The 17,534-nt window shown below is 47.7% G+C and carries 17 protein-coding genes; 9 read left to right on the plus strand and 8 right to left on the minus strand.

Features of this window, described 5'->3' with window-relative positions; translation table 11 throughout:
- Window positions 1-46: 46 nt before the first annotated feature.
- The 4 genes from hemY to HCN83_RS03180 all read right to left on the minus strand — a co-directional run bounded on the left by hemY (window position 47) and on the right by HCN83_RS03180 (window position 6,530).
- A complete protein-coding gene (hemY, locus tag HCN83_RS03165) occupies window positions 47-1,456 on the minus strand; it encodes a protoporphyrinogen oxidase (RefSeq protein ID WP_168004870.1) in 1,410 nt (469 codons plus the stop codon).
- Window positions 1,457-1,460: 4 nt separating this feature from the next.
- A complete protein-coding gene (gene hemH, locus HCN83_RS03170; protein WP_168004871.1) occupies window positions 1,461-2,405 on the minus strand; it encodes a ferrochelatase in 945 nt (314 codons plus the stop codon).
- Between the two features lie 28 nt (window positions 2,406-2,433).
- Window positions 2,434-3,495 carry a uroporphyrinogen decarboxylase gene (gene hemE, locus HCN83_RS03175; protein ID WP_246238077.1) on the minus strand — a complete coding sequence of 354 codons (1,062 nt, stop codon included), beginning with the start codon at window positions 3,493-3,495 and terminating at the stop codon, window positions 2,434-2,436.
- Between the two features lie 878 nt (window positions 3,496-4,373).
- Window positions 4,374-6,530 (minus strand): PBP1A family penicillin-binding protein, encoded by a 2,157-nt coding sequence (locus HCN83_RS03180; protein WP_343033643.1) that lies wholly within the window; start codon window positions 6,528-6,530, stop codon window positions 4,374-4,376.
- Between the two features lie 135 nt (window positions 6,531-6,665).
- Here HCN83_RS03180 and HCN83_RS03185 point away from each other — a divergent pair, with 135 nt between their 5' ends.
- The gene (locus HCN83_RS03185; protein ID WP_246238078.1) at window positions 6,666-7,382 is read left to right on the plus strand and encodes a cytochrome c biogenesis CcdA family protein; all 717 of its coding nucleotides are present in this window, start codon (window positions 6,666-6,668) and stop codon (window positions 7,380-7,382) included.
- A gap of 196 nt (window positions 7,383-7,578) precedes the next feature.
- Here the strand turns inward: HCN83_RS03185 and HCN83_RS03190 are convergent, their stop codons facing one another.
- Window positions 7,579-7,737, minus strand: a complete 159-nt coding sequence (locus tag HCN83_RS03190) for a hypothetical protein (RefSeq protein ID WP_168004873.1) — start codon at window positions 7,735-7,737, stop codon at window positions 7,579-7,581.
- A 536-nt stretch (window positions 7,738-8,273) separates the two neighbouring features.
- Between HCN83_RS03190 and HCN83_RS03195 the strand changes: the two genes are divergently transcribed.
- Window positions 8,274-9,485 carry a M20 family metallopeptidase gene (locus tag HCN83_RS03195; RefSeq protein WP_168004874.1) on the plus strand — a complete coding sequence of 404 codons (1,212 nt, stop codon included), beginning with the start codon at window positions 8,274-8,276 and terminating at the stop codon, window positions 9,483-9,485.
- A 58-nt stretch (window positions 9,486-9,543) separates the two neighbouring features.
- Here HCN83_RS03195 and HCN83_RS03200 read toward each other — a convergent pair whose 3' ends face one another.
- Both HCN83_RS03200 and HCN83_RS03205 read right to left on the minus strand, forming a co-directional pair.
- A complete protein-coding gene (locus tag HCN83_RS03200) occupies window positions 9,544-10,770 on the minus strand; it encodes an ABC transporter permease (protein WP_168004875.1) in 1,227 nt (408 codons plus the stop codon).
- Entirely contained in the window at window positions 10,739-11,485 is a 747-nt protein-coding gene (locus HCN83_RS03205) for an ABC transporter ATP-binding protein (protein WP_343033644.1), read from the minus strand. The genes HCN83_RS03200 and HCN83_RS03205 overlap by 32 nt, the downstream gene beginning before the upstream one ends.
- Window positions 11,486-11,635: 150 nt before the next feature.
- Between HCN83_RS03205 and HCN83_RS03210 the strand changes: the two genes are divergently transcribed.
- From HCN83_RS03210 to HCN83_RS03225, 4 genes are all read left to right on the plus strand, one after another.
- Window positions 11,636-12,064: an HIT family protein gene (locus HCN83_RS03210; protein ID WP_168004877.1), complete on the plus strand. Its 429-nt coding sequence runs from the start codon at window positions 11,636-11,638 to the stop codon at window positions 12,062-12,064.
- A gap of 65 nt (window positions 12,065-12,129) precedes the next feature.
- Window positions 12,130-13,212 carry a 3-phosphoserine/phosphohydroxythreonine transaminase gene (gene serC / locus HCN83_RS03215; protein WP_168004878.1) on the plus strand — a complete coding sequence of 361 codons (1,083 nt, stop codon included), beginning with the start codon at window positions 12,130-12,132 and terminating at the stop codon, window positions 13,210-13,212.
- A 296-nt stretch (window positions 13,213-13,508) separates the two neighbouring features.
- Window positions 13,509-14,117, plus strand: coding sequence for an HTH-type transcriptional regulator Hpr (locus HCN83_RS03220; protein ID WP_168004879.1), 609 nt, complete (start codon window positions 13,509-13,511; stop codon window positions 14,115-14,117).
- Window positions 14,118-14,219: 102 nt separating this feature from the next.
- On the plus strand, window positions 14,220-14,780 hold the full coding sequence (locus HCN83_RS03225) for a metalloprotease family protein (protein ID WP_168004880.1): 561 nt from the start codon (window positions 14,220-14,222) through the stop codon (window positions 14,778-14,780).
- 81 nt (window positions 14,781-14,861) lie between these two features.
- Here the strand turns inward: HCN83_RS03225 and HCN83_RS03230 are convergent, their stop codons facing one another.
- Window positions 14,862-15,431, minus strand: a complete 570-nt coding sequence (locus HCN83_RS03230; protein WP_168004881.1) for a YpmS family protein — start codon at window positions 15,429-15,431, stop codon at window positions 14,862-14,864.
- 145 nt (window positions 15,432-15,576) lie between these two features.
- On the opposite strand from HCN83_RS03230, the gene HCN83_RS03235 reads away from it, so the two are divergent.
- From HCN83_RS03235 to HCN83_RS03245, 3 genes are all read left to right on the plus strand, one after another.
- Entirely contained in the window at window positions 15,577-15,756 is a 180-nt protein-coding gene (locus HCN83_RS03235) for a hypothetical protein (protein ID WP_168004882.1), read from the plus strand.
- 147 nt (window positions 15,757-15,903) lie between these two features.
- Entirely contained in the window at window positions 15,904-16,863 is a 960-nt protein-coding gene (locus HCN83_RS03240) for a peptidylprolyl isomerase (protein ID WP_168004883.1), read from the plus strand.
- Between the two features lie 68 nt (window positions 16,864-16,931).
- Entirely contained in the window at window positions 16,932-17,255 is a 324-nt protein-coding gene (locus HCN83_RS03245; RefSeq protein WP_168004884.1) for a hypothetical protein, read from the plus strand.
- The last annotated feature ends 279 nt before the right edge of the window (window positions 17,256-17,534 follow it).

Here is a 17,534-nt window from a genome sequence, read left to right on the forward strand (position 1 = left end):
GTGGAAAACCGCCCGTACATACCGTACAGGCGGTCTATTTTTTTGCCTATTTTTCCTGAAGCAGCTTTGAAACCGCTTTTTCAGCCTGTGTTACGCAGTCCGGAAGACCAATTCCGCGAAAGCTTGCTCCTAAGAGAAGTACACCAGGATATCGTTTGGAAAGCCCTTCTTCAAGCTTCGTTAATGCTTCGCTGTGACCGACATTATATTGCGGCATCGCCCGCTTCCATCTTGTTATGACCGAAAATTCAGGGTCCCCTTCAATCGTCATAATCTGCTTTAAATCGCGCAAAACCGTATCTGAAATGTTTTGATCATCTTGAGAGACGATAGCTTCATCACCGGCTCTGCCTACATAAGCTCGAAGCAGCGCCTTTCCTTTTGGAGCGGTATGCTCCCATTTTTGATGCGTCCACGTACAGGCAGTCATCGTAAATGACTGGCTTCTCGGGACTAAAAAACCTGTGCCATCCAGCTTATCTTTAATCTGGCTCTCATCAAACGCGAGAGCACATGTCGCAACACTTGTAGCAGACTGCTCAGGCATACTGTCCATAAATGGTTCATCTTGAAAGAGCGCTGCCGCATCGTCATGCCTGATGGTAAGCAGCACTCTGTCTGCATGATCAACTGTACCGTCTGAAAAAAACAAGCTGTAGCCGCTCTCAGACCGCTCCAGCTTTTCAAGCCGTTTTTTGAGATGAATCGATTCCGGAGGCAGTGCAGACTGCAGGTTATCTACCAGAGAAGACAGTCCGCTCCGGAACGTCAAAAACATGTTTGCCGGACTGCGGGATTCGCCAATCAACACCGGATCTTCCGGGACCGTTTTCTGCAGGCTTTGCTTCATACCCAGAATCAGACTACGCCGTTTATTTTCCAGTTCGAGAAACTGCGGAAATGTTGCTTTTAAACTAAGCTCATTCAGCCGTCCGGCATAAATGCCTGATAAGAGCGGCTCAATCATGTGGTCCACCACTTCAGAGCCAAGCCTTCGGCGAAAAAATGCGTCAACAGAAATGTCGTCGCTGCTTTTACGCCTCGGGATAAACAGGTCCATGGCAGCCCGGAGTTTGCCGATCGGGCTGAAGAGACCTGTCGTTAAAAATGGCTTCCATTCAGTCGGAATGCCCATCACTGCACCCTGAGGAATCCGATGAAGCTTCCCGCCATGATAAATATAAGAACCTGATTTATTAGTCGTTAAATCTTCTTCCATGCCTAAATCCACTGCCAGCCGGTGCAGACTTCGTTTACGTGTCAGGAAAGAATCAGGTCCCCGCTCTATCACATAGCCGTCACGGTGTTCCGTCTGAATTGTTCCGCCGAGACGATCTCCTGCTTCATAAAGCGCAAAGCTTCCGGCTTCTTTCTTTTCGATATGTTTTTGCAGAAAATAGGCGGCGGATAACCCAGTTATCCCACCGCCTACCACTGCTGTTTTCAGCTCTTTCATGTGCTTATGCTTCTTTCCCGGCAGCTGAAAGCGTGCGCTCTACAACATCTGCCAGAGCTTCTATAAAGAATGGTTCTGCGTTCGGCATCTGTGGACGGTAATATCCTGCCCCGATCTCATCTGTAACAACCTTACACTCATAATCATTATCGAAAAGCACCTCAAGATGGTCTGCAACGAATCCGACCGGACAATATACGTATGCCGCATAATTTTTTTCGTTGTGCAGATCTCTTGTCAGGTCCTGAACATCCGGACCGATCCACGGATCCGGCGTATTGCCTTCACTCTGCCAGCCGATTTCATAATTCTCGACACCGGCTTCTTTGGCAATCAGATCAGCTGTTTCCTGCAGCTGTTTCGGATACGGATCTCCGTCTGCCAGAATTTTTTCCGGAAGGGAATGTGCTGAGAAAATAACGCAGTGATTCTGCTTCTCTTCTTCTGACATTTGTTCGCGCACTTTTTTAATGCCGTCTGCCCAGAATGATACGAATTTCGGATCATTGTACCAGGACTCAACGCTCGTGATCGATGGACCCTGAATCATTTCAGATTCTTCTGCAGCACGTCCATTATAAGATTTCACACTAAACGTTGAATAGTGCGGAGCAAGTACGATGCTGACTGCTTCTTCGATTCCGTCTTTTTTCATTTGCAGCACCGCATCCTCGATAAATGGATCAATGTGCTTCAAGCCTTCATACACAACAAATTCCACGTCTTTTGAACGACGATTCAGCTCATTTTTAAGCTCGTGAGCCTGCTCTGTTGTAATGCGGGCTAAAGGAGAAATACCGCCAATTTGTCTGTAACGATCGATCAGATCGTCCAGCGCTTCTTTTGAAGGACGGCGTCCTTTACGAATGTGCGTGTAGTAAGGTTCAATTTCTTCTACAGAACGCGGTGTTCCGTAAGCCATTACGAGAAGACCCATTTTCTTTTTCATGCCAAATCACCCTTTTGTTTTGATGAAGTTACTGATTAGCGAGCTTTTCAGAGGAATACTCATGCACAAAGGCTGTGAGCCGCTTTAATACAGCCGGATCCACTTCAGGAAATACGCCGTGGCCGAGGTTGAAAATAAAGCCGGGCTGCTGCATCCCCTGATCAAGGATCTCACGTGCTTTTTCTTCAATGACATTCCACGGTGCGAGAAGCACGCTTGGATCGAGGTTTCCCTGCACCGCTTTTTGAATGCCGTCTGCACGGGCCTCTGCAATCGGATAGCGCCAGTCAAGGCCCACCACATCAAGCGGAAGATCTGCCCAGTCGGCGGCAAGATGCCTTGCTCCGACGCCGTGCATGATAAGCGGGACGTTTTCCTTCGAGAGCTCAGAGAAAATCCGCTGCATCACCGGTTTTACATAGCGCTGGTAATCAGCGCGGCTAAGTGCTCCGATCCATGAGTCGAAAATCTGAAAAGCCTGGGCTCCAGCGTTGATCTGAGCCCTTCCATAAGTGATAACCATGTCTGCCAGCTTCTGCATAAGCAGCTCCCAAGCTTCCGGTTGGCTGTACATCATGGCTTTCGTATTATTGTAATTCTTTGAAGGGCCTCCTTCAATCATATAGCTCGCAAGCGTAAAAGGTGCGCCGCTGAACGTGATAAGCGGCACTTTAAGCTGCGTGCGGAGAATACGGATCGTTTCCAGAACATAATCCACGTCTGTCTCAGGCTGAAGTTCTGTCAGAGCCTTCACATCCGCCATGCTTTTTACCGGATTTGCGATGACTGGTCCGATGCCGGCTTTTATCTCCACGTCTACACCCATCGCCGGAAGCGGCGTCATGATATCTTTGTACAATATAGCAGCATCGTTTTGATACTGATCTACCGGAAGCTTCGTCACCCAGGCACATGTTTCAGGCTGCTTCGTGATTTCTTCCAGACTGAATTTCCGCTTCAATTCACGATATTCCGGCTGGGATCTTCCCGCCTGCCGCATATACCAAACCGGAATATGCTCTACCGGCTCTCGTCTCGCTGCCCGCAGCAGCGTATCTTGTTGTTCCATGCTGTCAAACACCTCATCCATTCTCATAGTACGTTCTTTACTGAGCTTCTAGTCCGCTTCACATTTTAACGCTTTTTCATACTTAAAGAAAGAAATTATGTTTTAAGTTCACAAAAACACCGCATTTTCTTCAGAGCTCAAATGGAAAAACCGCAGATACGCTTCACAAAAAAATCGTCCGCTTTATAAAACGGACGATTAGAGTATCGACAAAGTCGGTTTAGGTGAATCACGGTGCATCTGCCTCTATCTTCGAGCACTCGCTTTCCGGAGGGAACGGGCTCGGCTTTCGCCTCGTTCTGACCCTCCTGTAGTCGAGGTCCGCCGATTTTGGCAGCTGCAAGGTGAGCGTTGAAAAGCCTGATTTTTTAGGCAGGATCCTGCTGGAAACCGGTTGAACCTTTCCCCATACGATGTTTTTTAATGATTCGTGATGCCTGGGCTTCGCAGCATTTATCAGGGATGCAACAGCCAGTCTGAGTCATCCCGCGAGACCATCGCCTCCGTGGTTTTTGGCGACTGTTCGAATTCCCCCGCGTTATGTTACTTTTGCGAAGGCTTAAGTTGTTTTATTCGTTATAACGGTCTGTTAAGTTGCGTAAGTCATTTTTGACCGCTGTTAAGTTAGTTTCACGGAGCGTTCTGTTACAATTTCCGTGGTTTGTTGCTTTTGCCATCTGCAATGTTGTTTTTGCCGTCAACACGTTCCGCCAGACCAGCGCTTAAAGCGATAAGCAGCATACGTCTGTACAAAAAAACGCTTAATCGGCTGAAAGCACACGGCAGGCTCGTTAAGCGGAGGGGAATACAACCAAACGAAGAAACGTGTAAGCAGATTGACTTTGTCAACAGCCAGAATCGTCCGCTTAAACAAACGGACGATCTGATGATTTTTTGTTTTATGAACCGTTCCTGGAAAAGATATTCCATGAGGCTTCGACGATGTCCGAGGCTTCCCCTTCTGAACGAGTCTGAGGGTTATACGGCACTACCTGGAAGGCGTGGGAGCTGAACAAATTCTGGCGGCTCAGCGTATAGCTTGAGCCTCCTTCTATTTCTTCGAGGAGTTCACGCTCGCCATCCTCTATGCGATATACGTGAAACACGACCCGGTCATCTTCAGGCTCCTGCCAGCTCAGTTCAATTTCAGCCCCTAGAAACCCTGCCCGCATGTCCACTTCAAGCGGTCCTGTTCCAGCCAGCTGAATCGGCTCGTCAAGTTCGGTGACATTATCCGGTTTTTCAAATGCTGTTTCAACAGCATGTTCACCGATGACTTCTTTAAACAGGGAGGCGGCCGTACCGCTGGAAGACTCCCCGTTTGAACCTCCGCCCATCCACAGCGCCCCGCTTAGTTCCGGCGTCCATCCGGCAAACCAGATATCACGTGCGTTCTGGGACGTCCCGGTTTTTCCTGCTAAATCGCCGCTGTAATCTCCTGCAGAAGCAGTTCCATCTGTCACAGCGGCTTCGAGCATTCTTGTCATATACCATGCTGTCTGCTCGCTGAAAACCCGTTTCTCCTCGACCTGTTCTCCTTCTAAATCCTCACCGTCTCTTCCGACCGCATTTGTAATCAAATACGGCTCCGTGTACATTCCTCCGTCCGCAAAAGAACGGTAGACAGCAGCCGCCTGGAGAGGCGAAATCCCTTCCTGCATTCCGCCGAGCGCTATCGATAATCCCTCATCGCCGCTTTCGATATTAAAGTCGGCCAGTACTTGACGGGCCTGCTCTATGCCTATTTCATTTAACAGCCAGACTGCTGGAGCATTAAGCGAGTCCTTTACCGCTTCATACATCGTTACTTCGCCGCTGTAAGTATCACTGAAATTTCTCGGCTCATAGCCGTCATAAGAAAGCAGTTCATCAGTCAGCAGGCTGTATGGCTCGTAATCACCTGATTCCATAGCAGGTGCATAAACCGCAGGCGGCTTCATAAGCGATCCCGGCTGTTGAGCTGATGCAGCATAGTTGAATCCTTTTCTCGTGTATTCTTTCCCCCCCTGCACGGCGGTAACAGCTCCTGTTTCGTTATCAAGAAGCACCCCAGCACCCTGCATGCCTTGCTCCGGATACCGATCATCATCGGTCAGTCTTTCATATAAATCAGCTTGAAGGTCTGCGTCCAGGGAAGTCGTAATCGTATATCCCCCTGTAAGGACGCCTTCCTCACTGATGCCGTAGCGGGTTTCCATCTCACGCAGCAGCATATCGACAAATGTATCATACGCTGGATCTGATGCTATACTGTGCTGTTCCTCGGGAAGTGTTCTGCTTTGCATACTCACCGTTTCCTCCGCCGTTAAATAGTCCTGACGGTGCATCAGGCCGAGTACGAGGTTACGCCGCTCTCTCGCCTGGTCCATATCTGCAAATGGAGAATACAGCGCCGGCCCTTTAGGAAGAGCCGCGAGAAGTGCGCCTTCGTGAGGCTCCAGTTCGTCGATCGATTTATCAAAGTAGAGCCTTGATGCTGCCTGCACTCCATGAGCCCCGTGGCCGAAATAAATACGGTTCAAATACATCTCTAATATTTCTTCTTTTTCGTAGCGATGCTCTAAATTTAACGCGATCAATGCTTCTTCTGTTTTCCGAAGCAACGATTTTTCCGGAGACAAAAATGCATTTTTTGCAAGCTGCTGGGTGATTGTACTGCCTCCTTCAGCCGCTGATCTCGTTACGATATCACGGTAAAGCGCTCTGCCAATCGAGCGGAAATCAAGCCCGGTATGCTCAAAAAAACGTTGATCCTCCACTGCGATAAAAGCATGCTGCACATGTTCAGGTATTTCTTCTATCGACACGGTTTCCCTGTTTTCTTCAAACAGCCGTACCAGTTCATTGCCTTCCTGATCGACCACCGTTGTCGTTTCCGCCGGAATAAGCTCTGTTTCATCTAATGTATAGGTGCCAAATAAAATGATTCCTAAATAACCTGTCACTGCCAGAATTGCAGTCGACAATAGAACAATAATCGTATAGGCAATCCTTCTGCCCCACATTGCGCTCACCTCATTCTGCATTGTATCACCTGAAAGACCTTGCTGATACACTTGTTAATACGCTGAACAGACAGGGAAGGTTGCACATTTTGTGAAACTTGCGTGACAAGGATGTTATCGGCGCACTCTCTCGTGTATGATTAATTTGAGAAAGCGGGTGGAAACATGTACAGCCTAAGCATATTTATGATTAATGAATTAACGTTTTTATCCATATGGATTGCTCTTTTCGCGGGAATCGTTTCCTTTTTATCTCCATGCGTCTTCCCGCTCGTGCCGGCATACTTAGCACAGCTTACCGGCTCCGAAATTACGCAGAATCGTGTATCTGCTGATCGCCGGCTGATTTTATCGCGTTCGCTCGGTTTTATTCTTGGATTCACGTCGATCTTTTTGGCGCTCGGAGCATCGACCTCCATGCTCGGGGGATTGTTTTTGCAGCATCAAGGGTTAATGGAGCAGCTCGGCGGTATTATCATCGTCTTATTCGGACTCCATCTGGCCGGATTTTTCCAGCTTGATTTTCTCATGAGTGAGAAACGTATGAAAAATCCCGGCCGCTCGACGAGCTTTGGAAGATCCGTGCTGTTCGGCCTTGTCTTTGCAGCAGGATGGTCACCTTGTATCGGACTGGTGCTGGGCTCTATTCTTGCGCTGGCTTCACAGCAGGATCCTGCCGGCGGCATGCTTTTGCTGCTTGTTTATTCCGCAGGACTCGGAATCCCGTTCCTGCTGGTAGGTCTTTTATTTGCAAGGTCGCTCGATAAAATGCGCAGTTTAAATAAATTTCTACCCGTCTTTCAAAAGATCAGCGGCGGCGTTATGATTATTTTAGGGATCATGCTATTCACCGGATTGTTTGCCAGAATAGCAGGTTACCTGTCGCAGTATTACATTATCTAATTCAACACGCTGAATGCCGGCAGACAAAAGCAGAACAACAGCAGCCTTTTTAGAGGCTGCTGTTTTCAGGCTGTTGATAAAGTCAACTTATTTACATGGTTATTCGATTGATTGTATTTCCTCTCTGTTTACCGGCGGAAGCTTGCCGTGGGCTGGCCTTCAGCTATTTCTCAGGGTGACCCCTGAGAAAGGATCTTCAGACTGCGCGGCTTCCACTGGCGTCTCCGCCGGACACATCGGGGAAACGGCTCTGCTTCGTGGAAAACAACGTCACGACAGACGCGACTGCTTTTTGTACTTTCATAATGAATTCTACGAAGTACGGACACCCCTGTTCAACATTGAAACGTCTCATCGGGAAAGTTCTATCCGTATGGAAGCCGATCGTGCATTCATAACCAGGCACTTGAAACGCACTGACAGCTGCCGACATCGGAGGACCTCGACTCCAGGAGGATCAGAACGAGGCGAAGATCCAGCGCTTCCGGCAGCAGGAGGAAGCGGTTAGCTGAGCCCGTTCCCTCCGGAAAGCGAGTGTCCGCAGATACAGGCAGATGCAACGTTATTCACTTAAAATGACTTTATCCACACTCTGACAACAGCAGCCTTTTTAGAGGCTGCTGTTTTTTTGCGACTTTGAACAAAGACCTGCTCCTTCATATCTTTTTTCCAGTTCAATTCACCAATTAGAAACGAAAGCGGTTTTCCGGAGCCGGTTATTTCTTCTGATTCGCTGCAAAAGTCCTTTCTAATCGATCATCCAGCCCGGTCCGCCCTGCAAAACAAGCATGTTCAAATAATCCCGTGTATAGGTAAAGAATCGGACAATTCTTTTCATTTACCGTTGAAAAACGTATGATAGAACCACTACATAGGAATGGAGGCTGAATGATGTACAACGATATACAAAAACAGCTCAAGGAGCATTTCCAGGAAATGGTGGAAATCCGACGGCATTTGCATCAATACCCGGAGCTTTCGTTTCAGGAAGTCGAAACGCCTGCTTACATCGCTGACTATCACCGACAGCTGGGGCATGAAGTAAAAGAAGGCGTTGGGGAGCGCGGCGTCACAGCCGTGCTTAAAGGAGGAAAGCCTGGTCCCGTGGTGGCGCTGCGTGCCGACTTCGACGCACTTCCGATTCACGAGGAAACAGAACTTGAGTTCCGCTCCAAGCGCGATGGTGCTATGCACGCTTGCGGGCACGACGGGCATACCGCTGAACTTTTAGTGCTCGCCAAAGTACTCAATAAGTGGCAGCAGCAGCTGGCTGGCACAATCGTGTTTATTCACCAGCATGCAGAGGAATATGCACCGGGCGGCGCCCAGGCAATGATTGCTGATGGGTGTCTGGAAGGTGTCGACGTTATATACGGCACACACCTGTGGGCTACCCTGGAGCTTGGCACGATAGATTACTCGAAGCACCGGCTCATGGCAGCTGCCGATAAATTCACGATTGATGTACAGGGAAAAGGCGGACACGGTGCCCAGCCGCATTTAACAAAGGACGCGATTTTAATCGGCTCGCAGATCATACAGTCTCTTCAGCATATCGTCAGCCGCTATGTGGATCCGATGGAAAGTGCTGTTGTCAGCGTCGGCCATTTCGAATCTAAAAACGCCTACAATGTTATCGCCGACAGAGCAAAAATTATCGGTACAGCCAGAAGCTTTGATGAAGGAGTCCGCGATATTCTGGAAGAGCGGATAAAAGGAATTGCCGAAGGTACCGGTAAGCATCACGGCGCCGAAGTAAGCGCCGTCTATGAGCGAGGGTATCCGGCAGTCGTTAACCACGAGGAGCAGGCGGAAGTCATTGCCGAAACAGCAGAACTGGCCTCTCAGACGCAGCTAGTAAATGAATGTGTTCCACAAATGGGCGGAGAAGATTTCGCCTACTACCTCCAGGAAGTAAAAGGAGCGTTTTTCTTTACAGGTGCAAAAAATCCGAATTGGGAAACCGCCTATCCGCATCATCATCCTAAATTTGATATCGATGAGCGCGCCATGCTCCATGCAGCAGAAGTGCTCACCGGACTTGTGCTTTACGAGTTCGGCCAGCTTTATGAACTGTATGATGAAGAAGATGAAAGTGCATAGACCTGCATTAAGCAAAAGCCGCTGATCACAATGATCAGCGGCTCTTTTACTGGCATTATCAGGCTGCATCGGCCTGTTTTTTTAAACGGACTCGTGCTGAGTATACAGAGACAGCCGCAGCAGCTGCGAAAGCCGGCAGCGCTGCTGCAGCATCCGGAAGAGCCGCCAGACCGAATACAACAGCCTGCATCCCCCCGGCTCGCATTATCCACCATCCTGCTGCGTGATATCGATCTTTATGATCAATCGGATAGAGCGGCAGCATTTGATTCGTATCAAAATGATATGTCATCGTTTCCAGCTGCCGAACTGTCATATAGCTGAATAAAGCAGCTACGAGCCAGACTCCCCAAGTGATGTGCACAGCTAAGATAAACACCACGCCTACAGCAGTCAGCCTGATCCAGATGCCACTGTAATCGCCTGAACGGATGAGCGCTCTGCCTAGCAAATAGCGATAGGTAAACTGTTTGCCGTACGAAATGTTTCGCAGGAGATAAGAGAGCAGCTTCCGTTCTTTAACATCCTTCCTGAGCTGTGGAACATCTGTAAAGTTATCCGCCATTCGGAAAAAGGTGCGCACCATGTTTTCTTCAAGCCGGATTACTCTTTCCCAATTTAACAGCCCTGTGCGATTTCTTAGTATGACATACAAAACAAGCAGCACAGCGAGGGACACGAAAACCGCTGCCGTATATCCTGCAAAAGCAGCATACAGCAGTGCAAATGTCGCCGAAGCCCGGACAACAACTCCTGCACGATAAAACCGAACGTCCTGCAGTTTCTGTTCTTCAAATGAAAATGCAAGATTCCATGCCTTTGCTGCAGCAAGTACGCCGACCGTCCAGAGAAACGGTTCCCATCCGAAAGCAATCCGGTCGAGAAAAAGCGGTGTAAGTAAAAACAAAAGCGTCATCATCCAGAAAATTTCCATTGCAAAACTATAGATATAAGAGGCTCTGAAATAAGCATTCAGCCGCTTTTCCATCGGCAGAATAAATACGAGATCAGCAGGCTTAAGGAAAGTACGGACCCGTCCTCTTACCGCCATCAGAGTGAATACCCCTGCAAAGAAAAGCGCTGCCGGAAAGGTTTCGGGAAGCCATTCCAAAAACGGCCCGTAGTAGTAGGAGCCAAACAGCATCAGAATATAAAGTGTAAATACAAAACCGCTGTTGCCGATCAGCCTGAGGTATTTCATTGCCAGTATCCAGTAATCTCGGCGGCGGACATGCCACAGCTCCATCGGATCATTATGCATCGTTAGTTCCTGCCTCTGCTGCATAAATGTCATCCAGAGCCGCTTCCGGCATACCGGCTTGTTCCCGTAGTTCATCCAGCGTCCCTTTCATAATCACTCTTCCCTCATCGAGGAACACGAAGCGGTCACAGTAACGTTCAGCTGTGGCAAGAATATGCGTGGACATCAGTATTCCGCAGCCGTCCGATTTCATCTGCTCCATCGTTTCAAGAAACGATTTAATTCCGACTGGATCAAGTCCGACGAATGGTTCGTCTGCGATATACAAGTCCGGTCTCAGCAGAAAAGCACTCATGATCATCACTTTCTGACGCATTCCTTTTGAAAAATGATCCGGAAACCAGTTTCTCATCTTCTTCATCCGGAATTGCTTCAGCAGTTTTTCCGCACGCTCCTGAAATACCGCCTCCTCAATGCCGTAAGCCATGGCAGTTACCTCAAGATGCTCCCAGAGCGTCAGCTCCTCATATAAAATGGGTGTTTCAGGTATGTACGCAATTCGCGAACGATAGGCATCCGGATCGTTTGCAAGTGTGCTGCCACCCACTGTTATCGCTCCTTTGTGCGGCTGCAGCAGTCCTAGAATGTGCTTGATCGTGGTGCTTTTACCAGCTCCATTCAGTCCGATCAGGCCAACGATTTCTCCTCTGTTTACTGTCATATCCAGATCGTGCAGCACAGGTCTTGTTCTGCTGTAGCCGCCTGTCACATCTGATACGTTAAGCAATTGATTGCTCACCTGGCATTCCTCCTCTTTCATCATCTTAGCCGATCAACAGGCTGTTGAAAAGAATCCTCCTTCGAAACTCGCAGCCTGTAAGAAAATATGATAAGCTGTTTTTTATTATATGAATATTCCTACTACTACAAAAAAAAGAGGTGTATACCGATGACGGATGAATCTTGTATTTTCTGCAAAATTATCAGCGGAGAGATTCCTTCTGCGAAAGTGTATGAGAATGAACACGTCTATGCATTCCTTGATATCAGTCAGGTGACGAAGGGACATACGCTCATTATCCCGAAGAGTCACGAAAAGGATGTGTTCGAGCTAAATGAGGAAACGGCGGCGGAACTTTTCAAAGCAGTGCCGGCCGTAGCAACTGCTATTAACGATACGTTTCAGCCGGAAGGCCTGAATGTATTGAATAACAATAAAGAGCCCGCCGGCCAGTCGGTGTTTCATTATCACCTGCATCTGATCCCCCGCTACGGAGCTCAAGACGGATTCAAAGCAATCTGGGAAGAACACAGCAGTGATTACGATACCGAAACGCTTCAGAAAATGGCGCAGGATATCGCAAGCGCAATCAACTGACAGAGCGGCCGGAGCTGCAATACTCCGGCCGGCTTTGATTCATAATGCCAGGAGGATGAATACGTATGAAACGAGCTTACAATTTTAATGCAGGACCGGGACCAGTTCCGGAGCCGGTTCTCATTCGCGCACGGGATGAAATGTTCAACTTTGAACAAAGTGGAGCGGCAGTGATGGAATTAAGCCATCGAAGCAAGCTGTATGAGTCCATTCACTTTCAGGCAATGGAGCAGATCCGGCAAATTTTGGACGTACCGGATCATATGGAAATCCTGTTTCTGCAGGGCGGAGCGACGCTGCAGTTTTCGATGGCACCGCGAAACTTTCTGCGTAAAGGCCAGACCGGTACTTATGTGCTCAGCGGTTCCTGGTCTGAAAAAGCGGAAAAAGAAGCGGCGTACTTTGGTGACACGTCCATCCTTTCCAGCTCCAAAGAGGCCAACTATGCTCACATACCGGATACCGATTACAGCCAGGCACCGGACAACAGCGCATATATCCATCTCACGACTAATAACACGATATTCGGGACGCAATGGCAGGACATTCCGGTCAACACAACTGAAATTCCGGTTTTCGCTGATATGTCGAGTGATATTCTCAGCCGGCGCATCGACTGGACTAATGTCGATCTTGCTTACGCCGGCGCTCAGAAAAATGCAGGAATAGCAGGAGTGACGATCGTTATTATTTCCAAAGATCTTTTAGCAAAAGCTGAGGACGGCCCTCCTTCCACTTCCTACCCGGTGCATGCTGATAAACAGTCGCTTTATCATACTCCGCCTACAGGTGCCATCTACATAACGAAACTTGTGACAGACTGGATTCTTGAAAATGGCGGTATTGACGGCATGGAGCAGCGCGCTAAAGCGAAATCTGACATGCTGTACAGGCTTATTGACAACTCCGACGGTTTCTTTCGAGGGCACGCCGATACACACTCGCGCTCCAGTATGAACGTTACGTTCAGGCTTGAAAATGAGCGACTGGAGAAGCAGTTTCTCGATGAAGCGGCTGATAAAGGGTTTATGGGTTTAAACGGCCACCGCAGTGTCGGTGGATGCCGTGCTTCGATTTACAACGCGGTTCCGCCTGAACATGTCGAAGCACTATGCAGCTTTATGGAAGATTTCCGATCACGCTCATAAGCCTATCCTGTTTTTTAAAATAGTATCTGATGAAAATGATGCCACGGTATTTAAATGTTCTTTATCCAGGATGCTGCGACCGTTCTCTTTCAAGGGAGAACGGTCGTAAAGCCTTGAAAATTTTCAGAAAATACAGAAATGATATTGAGCCCCACTCTTTTCCTGTGTTATTATATGAATAACATTTTCTCAGTAAAGTAATTGTTTCTCAATTTGAAACGAACCTGTTTCCAGTCCGGTTGCCCCGGCTGGCCGGGGCTTCTATGATTATGTATCCAGCAGAGGAGGAGTTGTTTATGGAGCAGGATCCAAACCAGTCGATGAAACAGTCGATTATGTTCAGTCACAAAATTGCCCAGCTGAGCAAAGCGCTTTGGAAATCCATTGAAAAGGACTGGCAGGCGTGGATAAAACCATTTGATCTGAACATCAACGAACATCATATTTTATGGATCGCTTATCACTTAGAAGGTGCGTCTATTTCCGATATAGCCAAATTCGGCGTCATGCACGTTTCTACAGCCTTTAACTTTTCCAAAAAGCTGGAGGAACGTGGCCTGCTCACGTTTTCTAAGCGGGCGAACGACAAACGGAATACGTATGTCTATTTGACGGAAAAAGGGGAAGAACTGCTTAAAGAAACGTTTGAGAGCTACAATCCTGATACGTACAGTGTGTATACCGGCTCGCTGCCGATTAAACAGCTGTACGGAAAGTTCCCCGAATTTTCCGAATTAATCAGCATTGTAAAACACGTTTACGGACCAGATTTCATTCAGATATTTGAAAAATCCATGTCGAAATTTGAAGAAGATTTCAATGAAGAAGATGGACGACTCGTTCCGGCTCCGAAAACACGCACCAGAAACAACACGGATCTTCTCGAAGAACTTCCCGGAAAATAAAGTTTCCGGGTTTTTTTTCGGAAAGGTATTGATTTTTCCTTTCTGCGGGAGTACATTAGCTAAGTATTGCCGTGAGTTATTCGTGAAAAGGAGGTGTGCACAGTGAATTGCATCAAAACTGTGTCCCTTGCTAAAGAGATCGGTCAATCCCGCATGTGGGTGCTGTCTATTTTAGTGATGTTATTATTTTTCCTCGTGTTTTATACGATGTTTCAAACGTTTGGAAGTCAGGCTGCCCTTCAGGAGGCCGGCTTTGTGTATACAGTTGTTCTGCTCCTCTTAATTTTACCGCTGCACTTATTTTTACACTGCCTGCCTGTATGGGCTGCCGGCAAAAGAGCAGTATTCGGGTTCCGTCGTTCTCAGTGGCCATTTCTGTTTTACTCCGTAAAAGAGCCGGTCTCAAGAACACTCAGCCTTGTCTCGACGTTGTTTCCGGCGGTAGTGATAACCCTGTTTGCGCTTACAGCAGCGGCCCTGCTGCCAGCATACACACATGTGATCGCCATCGTTTCTGCATTTCATTTCGGTCTGTGCACGTATGATTTTTTTACAGCTCGTCAAATGTTTTCTGCTCCAAAAGAATGTTTAATTGAAGACAATCGTTCGGGATTTCATATCGTCCAGCCGATCCGTGAAGTGGAGTCAACCGCTACCGAGTAAACATAAGCCAGTCAATGACGGCGATCCGTCATTGACTGGCTTTTCTGCCACTGCGCGTCTCCCTGACATTTCGAACAGCTGCTAATCTGAAGGCGTAATACGGAAACGGAGCTCGTCATTAGGTAAATCAATAGCTTCCGCATAAATGGATGTATCGCCGGTGTCGAGCTGTGCAAAATCCATGTAAAGCGCAGCTTCTTCCGGAACCGGCTCGATCCATTCCGGCAAATCAAGTGAATCACCTATCAGCTGAAACACCTGAGCCGCCGGCAAATCAACTCCGCCCGCTCGAAAGCCATCTTCATAAAGCCAGATGTTTCCATTTTCGTCGACCTCAGGCTGAAACTGAACTTCAACCGGAATATTAATTCCAAAGAGACTGAATTCAGAGGTGAAATATACGGCATCCTCTAAATACAGATCAAATTCTTCCGTTTCTTCTTCATCCAGTTCGCGCTGAAGCCAGCTGTTTGCATCTTCTCTTGTCGTAGTAACCGTAAGAGAAGGCGATTCAGCAATTTCCCTGTCCGGTACGCTGAAGGTCTCTTCAGGCTCTGCAGTTAAAATATGATTAAGCCAGAGCCAGCCGCCCACTGTCATAATTAATACTGCCGCTAGCAGCACATTAAAAGCAATTTTCCATCGGTTCATTTTTCTCCCCCTGACGTCACTGTTCATTTCAATTAAGCCGTATCTCTGGTACACTAATAGTGTCTTTATCCTATTCCCTGTACAGCAAAAACGTAACGTTGATTTACAGGCGCCGGTTTAACCGGACAGTCCAGGAGGCTTGTATATGTATATTCCTTATATCTTGTTTGCACTCTTTTATTTGTTCGTCATTAATACGATGACCAATACGCTATGTGTTACAAAAGAAATTCCTGACGAAAAACAGCCTAAAATTTTCCGAACTGTAAATGTGCTGATCACCATCCTGATTACGACGTCTTTCGTTCGTATCTATCTGGTATAGCTCTGCTCGGATTGTGCCGCCGGTCTTTTCATGGGACCAGCGGCATTTTTAATAGCTTATGCCTTAGCCAGCCTGTTCACGGAACCAGTTCCCGAGCTGACAGGATTATGCTACGATGATGACAGAAAATGTAAAGGAGTGACCTGAATGAGAACGATTCTCCTGATCGGAATCCTTTTGCTGGCTGCCTGTTCTGAGCCGGAATCCAACTCGACTGAACCTGATCAGAATCAAAACGATCCGGAAGAAACGGTCGATAACGAATCAGCTGAGGACTTAAGTGAGGAAAAGGCCAGCGAAGAGGAGGCTGAACCGGCTTTAGTCGCAGAAGTGAATGGCGAACCGATTGATGAACAGACGTTTCATGAGGCGCTTCGCGAGCAATACGGTGAAACTGTACTCCAAGTGCTGATACAAGAAAAAGTATTCGAGAATGAAGCAGAGGAACTCGGCATTGCAGAAGAAGATGTTCAGGCTGAAATCTCTTACTTAATGGATACAATGGGCATTGAAGAGGAAGAGGAATTCTACGGAATGATGGAAATGCAGGGCATTCAATCAGAAACAGAGCTTCGCAAGCGTGTTCTCCAGCACTTGGTCATGCAGGAAATAACCGGCCACGACGGGGAGTTTAGCGAAGAAGAGCTTCAGGAGGAGTATGATCGAGGCGCAGAACTGACAGCCCGGCATATATTAACTGGTGACAGTGAAACAGCTGAAGACGTGCTTGCCCGTCTGGAAGATGGCGAATCGTTTGCTGAGCTTGCTGAAACGTACTCTCAGGATCCCGGATCGAGCAGTGAGGGGGGCGACCTCGGTACGTTTGGAAGAGGAACGATGACCCCGCCCTTTGAAGCAGCTGCTTTCACCCTTGAAGATGAAGAATACAGTGAACCGGTTCAAAGCCAGTTTGGCTATCACATTATTGAAGTAACGGACCGTGTCCCTTTTGAAGAACCGTTTGACGATGTCCGGGAGCAGCTGCAGCAGAGCCTCAGCGACCGTTATCAGTATCAGGTAAACCGGATTCAGGAAACAATCATGGATGAGGCTGACGTCACGATTCTGGATGAGGACTTCCAGTCCATTTTAAATGAACAACCATAAAATGGGTTTGTCTGAATGTAAACAGGGTACAGAAACTATACCAATACTTTTTATATGGAGGTTTTCGAATGACCCCTGTCAGACTGCACGAACTCAACTATGGCGAAATTCATCAGATACTTGTGGAAACCGTGCTGGAACAAATGGAAGAGAGCGTTGAGCAAAGCCCTCTCGTCTATTTCCCGGTTGTTCATGAGCGGGTCGAATCGTTTCTGCTGGTCAACTGGAAGGACGTCTTTGAAGACTGCCGCACGCTCACTGTTGAAGAGTGGAAGCAATCGGAATGCTTCCGGCTGTTTGAACGGGAAGTTATGCAGGAGTGTCTGTCCAATCGTTTTGAACAGGAAATGACTGATCGCATCTTCTCAGAAGATAAAGAAGCAAACGCTTAACAATTCTTATACTTAACGATTTAGTCTATGATAAAAGGCTGTACGAAAAGCATTCTGCTTTCTCGTACAGCCTTTAATTTTAGGATTTAACTCACTAATAGATACGCAAGCTTCCGTTAAAGCGGCGCTTTTAAAAAAACCACCTCTGTTCAGTCATGCTGCTCATGTAACAAATCTGCTTTTAATAAACATCAGGCAGCTTCATCTATGAGATGAAGTTCAGTCAGTATTGATTCATCAAGGACAAGTCCATTAACACGCATGAACGGGAGCAGTATG

Origin of the sequence: Alkalicoccus luteus (assembly GCF_012034335.1) — a bacterium.
Taxonomy (GTDB): domain Bacteria; phylum Bacillota; class Bacilli; order Bacillales; family Salisediminibacteriaceae; genus Alkalicoccus; species Alkalicoccus luteus_A.

Coding starts and splice junctions, on each gene's coding strand:
- HCN83_RS03230 (WP_168004881.1), bottom strand. CDS start 15,431: ATGAACCGATGGAAAATTGCTTTTAATGTGCTGCTAGCGGCAGTATTA.
- HCN83_RS03190 (WP_168004873.1), bottom strand. CDS start 7,737: ATGAGACGTTTCAATGTTGAACAGGGGTGTCCGTACTTCGTAGAATTC.
- HCN83_RS03185 (WP_246238078.1), top strand. CDS start 6,666: ATGATTAATGAATTAACGTTTTTATCCATATGGATTGCTCTTTTCGCG.
- HCN83_RS03220 (WP_168004879.1), top strand. CDS start 13,509: ATGGAGCAGGATCCAAACCAGTCGATGAAACAGTCGATTATGTTCAGT.
- HCN83_RS03200 (WP_168004875.1), bottom strand. CDS start 10,770: ATGCAGCAGAGGCAGGAACTAACGATGCATAATGATCCGATGGAGCTG.
- hemH (WP_168004871.1), bottom strand. CDS start 2,405: ATGAAAAAGAAAATGGGTCTTCTCGTAATGGCTTACGGAACACCGCGT.
- HCN83_RS03195 (WP_168004874.1), top strand. CDS start 8,274: ATGTACAACGATATACAAAAACAGCTCAAGGAGCATTTCCAGGAAATG.
- HCN83_RS03235 (WP_168004882.1), top strand. CDS start 15,577: ATGTATATTCCTTATATCTTGTTTGCACTCTTTTATTTGTTCGTCATT.
- HCN83_RS03210 (WP_168004877.1), top strand. CDS start 11,636: ATGACGGATGAATCTTGTATTTTCTGCAAAATTATCAGCGGAGAGATT.
- hemE (WP_246238077.1), bottom strand. CDS start 3,495: ATGGATGAGGTGTTTGACAGCATGGAACAACAAGATACGCTGCTGCGG.
- serC (WP_168004878.1), top strand. CDS start 12,130: ATGAAACGAGCTTACAATTTTAATGCAGGACCGGGACCAGTTCCGGAG.
- hemY (WP_168004870.1), bottom strand. CDS start 1,456: ATGAAAGAGCTGAAAACAGCAGTGGTAGGCGGTGGGATAACTGGGTTA.
- HCN83_RS03240 (WP_168004883.1), top strand. CDS start 15,904: ATGAGAACGATTCTCCTGATCGGAATCCTTTTGCTGGCTGCCTGTTCT.
- HCN83_RS03245 (WP_168004884.1), top strand. CDS start 16,932: ATGACCCCTGTCAGACTGCACGAACTCAACTATGGCGAAATTCATCAG.